We start from the raw sequence: 6000 nt of genomic DNA, 5'->3' as shown, positions 1-6000 counted from the left end.
CTACTCGCGCAACGTCATCTTCTTTCACCACGTGATGACCCGTGGTAGTGCGCGAGACAGGATTCGAACCTGCGACCTGCTGATCCGTAGTCAGCTGCTCTAATCCGCTGGGCTACTCGCGCAACGTTGCTCTTTCAAACAACTCGATTTATATTACACACTTTGTTTGATAATGCAAATACGGCATGTCGCGCATGTCGGAATCCGCGTTTGCGTTGGAACCATGCGGTTTTGCGTATACGCGCCTATCAGTGCGCCGCGCCCAAACTCGGCATGGATTGGGTGTCCACGTTCTCCTCGTCACGGACGATGCGCGGCGAACCTTCGCCCAGCACCGCGTCGCCGTCCACGACCACTTCGATCACATGATCCAGGCTCGGCAGTTGGAACATCGTGTCCTGCAGCGTGCGCTCGATGATCGACCGCAGGCCTCGGGCGCCGGTCCCTTGCCGGATCGCGGTGCGTGCGATCGCCGCAATCGCGTCGTTGGTGAAGGTGAGTGTCACGCCGTCCACCGCGAACAGTTTCATGTACTGCTTGATCAGCGCGTTCGACGGTTGGGTGAGCACCGCCGCCAAGTCGTCCTCCTTGAGCTCCTGCAACACGCTGATCACGGGAAGACGGCCGATGAATTCCGGCAATAGGCCGAATTCCGCCAAGTCGTCGGCGCACACCTGCTGCAGCAGTTCCTCGTCGGGCACCTCGTGGTCGTGCCATTTGGCGCCGAAGCCGCTTTCGCGCGCACCCAAACGGTTCTTGATGATGTCGGTCAGGCCCACGAACGCGCCGCCGCAGATGAACAGGATGCCGCGCGTGTTGATCTGGATGGTTTCCTGTTCACGGTGTTTGCGGGTGCCTTCCGCCGGAACGGACGCGATGGTGCCTTCGAGGATCTTGAGCAGCGCCTGCTGTACGCCTTCGCCGGACACGTCGCGCGTGATGGACGTGTTCTCGCCGGATTTACGCGCGATCTTGTCGATTTCGTCGATGTAGACGATGCCGTGTTCGGCTTTGGAGACGTCGCCGTCCGCCGCCTGCAGGAGCCGCTGCAGCACGGTTTCCACGTCGTCGCCCACGTAGCCGGCTTCGGTGAGCGTGGTGGCGTCCGTGATGACGAACGGCACGTTCATGACCTTGGCGAGCGTCTGGGCGAGATAGGTTTTGCCCACGCCGGTCGGCCCGAGCAGCAGAATGTTCGATTTGGCCACCTGCACGTCGCGCAGCGGGTCGTTCCCGGAAGCGTCATGGTTGCCACCCGTCTCGCCAACTTGGCTGGCGGCTTCGCGCATTTCCATGTTGACGCGCTTGTAATGGTTGTAGACGGCCACGGAAAGCGCCCGCTTGGCGGTCTGCTGGCCGATCACGTACCGGTCGAGGTAGGCGTTGATCTGCATGGGCTTGGGCAGGGTGAGCGCGTTGACTTCAACGTCCTTGATGCGCTCGTCGGAGATGATGCTCACGCACAGTTCGATGCATTCGTCGCAGATGGCCGCCCCCTGACCGGTCACGAGCTTGCGCACCTGATGCTCGGTTTTACCGCAGAACGTGCATTTCGGCACTTCGTCGTTGTAGCTCACCACACGTCCCATGCAGCCTCCTGTGAATCTTTCGGTTCCATAAAAACACGATACCCCCGCCCTATCCGGAGCGGAGGCATCGTGTCGGCAACGGTCACGGCGGCTACGGAATCATCTTCCGCAGCCGCCACGCACGTCACTGGCGGTGTTCGAGCACTTCGTCGACGATGCCGTACTCCTTCGCCTCCTGGGCGGTGAGGAAGGTGTCGACCTCGATGTCCTTGCGGATGCGTTCGACCGGTTGGCCGGTGTGCTTGGCCAGCGTGTTCTCCAGCCATTCGCGCATGCGCAGCATCTCGCGGGCCTGGATCTCGATTTCGGTGGCCTTGCCGAAGCCCTGGTCGATGGCCGGCTGATGGATCAGCACGCGGGCGTTCGGCAGCATCAGGCGCTTGCCCGCCGAGCCGGCGGCCAGCAGGATCGCGGCGGCGGAGGCGGCCTGGCCGAGACACACGGTCTGCACGTCGGGCTTGATGTACTGCATGGTGTCGTAGATGGCCGTCATGGCGGTCATCGAACCACCGGGAGAGTTGATGTACATCATCACATCACGGTTCGGGTCCTGGCTTTCGAGCACCAGCAGCTGCGCCATGATGTCGTCGGCGGAGGTGTCGTCCACCTGCACGCCGAGGAAGATGATGCGATCTTCGAACAGCCTCGAATAGGCGTCCATGGTTTTCATGCCGTACGGCGTCTTCTCGCTGAACTGCGGCATGACGTAACGGTTGGTCGGCCCCGCCAGTCGCTGGGCGCGGGCCATGAACTGTGCTTCTTCGCTGGCCATGTTCACTCTCCCCTCATGCTGTCGCGCGTGGTGATGATCTTATCGACGAAGCCGTATTCCAGGGCTTCCTGCGCGGTGAACCAGTGATCGTATTCGTTGTCGCGGTAGATTTCCTCGACGGTGTGGCCGGTCTGTTCGGCGGTCAGCTCGCTCATGGTCTTCTTCATGTCCATGATGAGTTCGGCGTTGATGCGCACGTCGGTGGTGGTGCCGCCGATGCCGCCGGACGGCTGGTGCATCAGCACGCGGGCATGGGACGTCAGATAACGCTTGCCCTTGGTGCCGGAGCTCAGCAGGAACTGACCCATCGACGCGCACATGCCCAGGCCCACGGTCGCCACGTCGGGCTCGATGAGCTGCATGGTGTCGTAGATGGCCATGCCCGCGGTGATCGAACCGCCCGGGGAATTGATGTACAGCCAGATGTCCTTCTTCGGATCCTCTGCGGCCAACATCAGCATCTGGGCGCTGATGCGGTTGGCCATTTCATCCTTGACTTCCTCGCCCATCCAGATGATGCGGTCCTTGAGGAGTCGGTTGAAAATCGGATCGACGGGTCCGGCGGGCACATCCTCGCCGGCCATCACCGGAAGGGTTGCAAAAGTGTTGTTCACCATGCTCTCCATTCGAATTACATATTCTTCAACATTTCTCAGACTACCGCCCCGAAGCGACTGAACGGCGCATTTACGCGCTTTTGCGCGCTTTTCAGCTCCCCGCGTACGATTTTCGCCGCCTTGCGCTGAATTTTGCGACGCTTCCGCACCGTTCCCGCCGCTTTCCGGTGCGTTTCCGACCATCGGGAATACACCGGCCCGCTGGACGCCGGGCATGTTTTCTTCGCCTTTCGAGCGCCGAACCGGTAGAGTGGTCAACGTCGAGAACGTCATAACGCAAAGGAGTCGACATGGCGGAACAAACCCCTACCAATACGATGAGCTTCATCGACCAGCTGGAACCGCTGGTGCAGATTCAGGAGGAGGCGACCGTCTCCCGTACCGTGATGAGCGTCGAAGGCGCGAACGTGGTGCTGTTCACGTTCGATAAAGGCCAGGAGCTGAGCGAGCATACGGCGGCGATGCCGGTGTTCGTGCAGGTGTTGAAGGGCAAGCTTGAGGTGACCGGCGGCGACGAGACCGTCGAGCTTGTTCCCGGTGGCCTTGTGCATTTCACCACGCGCCTGCCTCATGCGATCCGTGCGCTTGAACCGAGCGTCATGATGCTCACCATGATGACCGGCTCCAAGAGCTGAACCACGGTTTCCACGACGAACGCCCGCACGGACCCTCCGAAGGAGGTTGACCGTGCGGGCGTTCCTGTATTCGAGCGTGGTTCTGGCTATGATTCGGGATCCACGATTCAGGCGTATTCGTCGGGAGCTACCGGTTCGCTCCCCCGCGTTCCGCTCTGCCGGATGCCAGCTTATCCAAGGCACCGGTTCTTGCAATCGCCCGGTACAGGAACCAGCTGAACACGCCGGCGATCGCGATGCCGCCGATCACCTCGCAGATCATGTGTGTGACGCCTCGCGGGCTCAACGGCGAAACACCCACATAGCGGAAGAGCAGCAGGTACGCGCCGTATTCCACTGCGGTGAGCGCGCCGCCGGCGACGGCAAGCGGCAGGGTGAACACACGGTATCTTGTGACCGCGAAAGGTATTTCGGAGCAAGTGCCCTGCAGGATCGCGGAGATCATGACGAATCCGATCGCGTACTGGTTGCCGATCACCATTTCCGCGAACGAGCCGACCAAGTTGACGTATATCGCGGCGCCGGGCTTGCGGATCATCAGCACGCCGAGCACGCCGGAGGCGTACCAGATCGCGTGGAACAGGCTCGCCAGGCCGGGAAGAACCGCGCCGAGCGCCGATGAGATCACCGGGTATATGAAGTTGAAACCTTGGAAGATCACACCGCATGCCATGCCTACGGCTGCGCCGACCGCGATGTCGGCGGGAGTCCAACGCAGGCGGCCATGCCCGAAGGCGCCGCGTGCCGGGCTGATCGAAGTCTGTGCGGTCTGTTTGTTCGATTCGTGCTGGTTGTGCTGATGCTGCTGTGTTTGCATGGTCATGGATGATGCTCATCTCTGTTCGAGCCGCGCACAGTGGTTGATCGGATGGTGTGCTTTGGGATGGGCGCTCTGGGTTGGAGCGGCTTGTCACGCCGTTCCTGCGCCGACCGACCGTATGAGCGACACCCTTCCGGGTGTTCCTTGACCTGCGCGGCACGGGCGGGAACACCGCCGACCACTATACACGCCGCCCGTCAGGCTAACGGCATATAGCCATATGTCTCAAAGCATGGAAATTCCAGCGGCGGAACGGTTCATTCCGCAGCAGGCTCGCTAGTAGCCGCAGCCCGAACCTTGGTGCCCGCGTTCCACGTGTTGCGTGGTTAAGGGGATACGCCCTGTAATGGTGCCGTCCGCGCCGGTGCCGGAGATGAGGTCGCCCACCGAGCTGGTCACCTTGTCGACGGGCGTGTCGCCGGGTTCGAGCCTCTTCGGGTCCGCGACCGTCGTGGCCTGCGGCTGGAAGCTCCACTGGAGTTTCCACGCCTTACCGGTCTTCACGAGCGGGTCGCCGGTACCGGTGCCCCAGCGTGCCATGCGCTGCTTGCCATTCACGGGGTTGGCAAGTTCATACCGATAGACAACATGGTCGTATGTTGTTGTGGTGTAGTAATCGCCGTCGGCTCCGGCTGTGAACGGCAGCTGGAGACCCGTCGCGCCGAGATTGGGCTGGGTCGTGCCCGTCCAGCTCTTCCCGTCCGCGCTCACGGTGCCGCCGTACATGCCGTTGGCTGCGGCATCGAACTTGGGATTGGCGCTGCCGTGCAGGGTGACGGTCACCTTCGTGCTCACGTAGTTCCCGTTGGCGTCCCTGTATGCCACGTCCTTGGTGGTGCCGTGGCGCTGCGCCTCCTTGTAGGAGTTGTCGGGAGTGACGCTCACGCCAGCCGTATGGCCTGCGGATTCGTTCCACAGCTGCGCGGCGCGGTCGATGATGTCGCCGTTCGTGAACGCGCCGACGTAATGGCCGCCACCCGCGTATTCGCTCAGACCGCTCCACCCCTGAGCCGTCGCGCCGCGATTGTTGTTCATGGCGTTCTTGATGGACACCCAGTTCTCGGGATGATGGTCGATTTTGTCATGCACCACGTATGCTGCGGCGGCCCAGTCGAGCGTGTACTGGCGCTGTGTCTGAACAGGCAGGGTCTCGATGCTGGTCGGGTAATCGACCTCATGGAGGATATAGCCGATGCGGGTCGCGGTTTCGCTGCTGTCGGACGGCACCCAGTTGGCCGTGGCATAGGCCATGATGCCGGCGTCAATCAGACCGGAGTCGGTGCAGTATCCCTTCTCCCCGTGAGTGCCGACGAAGAACGCGCCCAGCCACGTGTCGTAGCCGCCCATATCGACGGCGATGCCGTTGGCCGCGTCCCTCATATCGATTCGAGGCTTGGCCGGGTCGGCCATGGCGGTTCCCGTCATGACGGCCCCGAGCGCGAGCGTGGCCGTGGCCGTCAGCATGGCGATGGCGGACCGTGCCAGACGCTTCAGGTCAAGCGATTTGCCCAAACCCATAAGCAGGTTTCCTTTCCTTGAACTCCACGAATGCCGGACGGCATTCGTG

The 6000-nt window shown here is 61.9% G+C and carries 6 protein-coding genes and 1 tRNA gene; 1 reads left to right on the top strand and 6 read right to left on the bottom strand.

Translation table 11 applies throughout. The features are described from left to right. Positions 1-48 precede the first annotated feature (48 nt). The 4 genes from KIH75_RS08230 to KIH75_RS08215 form a co-directional block, all read right to left on the bottom strand. Positions 49-122, bottom strand: a tRNA-Arg gene (locus tag KIH75_RS08230). Positions 123-248: 126 nt separating this feature from the next. Continuing rightward, a complete protein-coding gene (gene clpX / locus KIH75_RS08225) occupies positions 249-1589 on the bottom strand; it encodes an ATP-dependent Clp protease ATP-binding subunit ClpX (RefSeq protein ID WP_219056261.1) in 1341 nt (446 codons plus the stop codon). Positions 1590-1713: 124 nt separating this feature from the next. Continuing rightward, positions 1714-2361 (bottom strand): ATP-dependent Clp protease proteolytic subunit, encoded by a 648-nt coding sequence (locus KIH75_RS08220; protein WP_219056260.1) that lies wholly within the window; start codon positions 2359-2361, stop codon positions 1714-1716. Between the two features lie 2 nt (positions 2362-2363). Next, a complete protein-coding gene (locus KIH75_RS08215; RefSeq protein WP_338024324.1) occupies positions 2364-2975 on the bottom strand; it encodes an ATP-dependent Clp protease proteolytic subunit in 612 nt (203 codons plus the stop codon). Positions 2976-3295: 320 nt separating this feature from the next. On the opposite strand from KIH75_RS08215, the gene KIH75_RS08210 reads away from it, so the two are divergent. Next, positions 3296-3613, top strand: coding sequence for a cupin domain-containing protein (locus KIH75_RS08210; RefSeq protein ID WP_420829191.1), 318 nt, complete (start codon positions 3296-3298; stop codon positions 3611-3613). 127 nt (positions 3614-3740) lie between these two features. Here the strand turns inward: KIH75_RS08210 and KIH75_RS08205 are convergent, their stop codons facing one another. Further along, complete coding sequence (locus KIH75_RS08205) at positions 3741-4436, bottom strand: ECF transporter S component (protein WP_274608107.1); 696 nt, start codon at positions 4434-4436, stop codon at positions 3741-3743. A gap of 273 nt (positions 4437-4709) precedes the next feature. After that, positions 4710-5951 carry a hypothetical protein gene (locus tag KIH75_RS08200; protein WP_219056258.1) on the bottom strand — a complete coding sequence of 414 codons (1242 nt, stop codon included), beginning with the start codon at positions 5949-5951 and terminating at the stop codon, positions 4710-4712. Between the last annotated feature and the right edge of the window lie 49 nt (positions 5952-6000).

Source organism: Bifidobacterium pongonis, assembly GCF_019331805.1.
GTDB classification, from domain to species: domain Bacteria; phylum Actinomycetota; class Actinomycetes; order Actinomycetales; family Bifidobacteriaceae; genus Bifidobacterium; species Bifidobacterium pongonis.
Note: the sequence above shows the minus strand (reverse complement) of the source record. Positions and strands in the feature narration are given on the sequence as shown.

What these genes read in the sequence shown, in the direction of transcription:
- clpX (WP_219056261.1), bottom strand. Translation starts at nt 1,589, where the DNA reads ATGGGACGTGTGGTGAGCTACAACGACGAAGTGCCGAAATGCACGTTC.
- KIH75_RS08220 (WP_219056260.1), bottom strand. Translation starts at nt 2,361, where the DNA reads ATGGCCAGCGAAGAAGCACAGTTCATGGCCCGCGCCCAGCGACTGGCG.
- KIH75_RS08210 (WP_420829191.1), top strand. Translation starts at nt 3,296, where the DNA reads ATGAGCTTCATCGACCAGCTGGAACCGCTGGTGCAGATTCAGGAGGAG.
- KIH75_RS08205 (WP_274608107.1), bottom strand. Translation starts at nt 4,436, where the DNA reads ATGACCATGCAAACACAGCAGCATCAGCACAACCAGCACGAATCGAAC.
- KIH75_RS08200 (WP_219056258.1), bottom strand. Translation starts at nt 5,951, where the DNA reads ATGGGTTTGGGCAAATCGCTTGACCTGAAGCGTCTGGCACGGTCCGCC.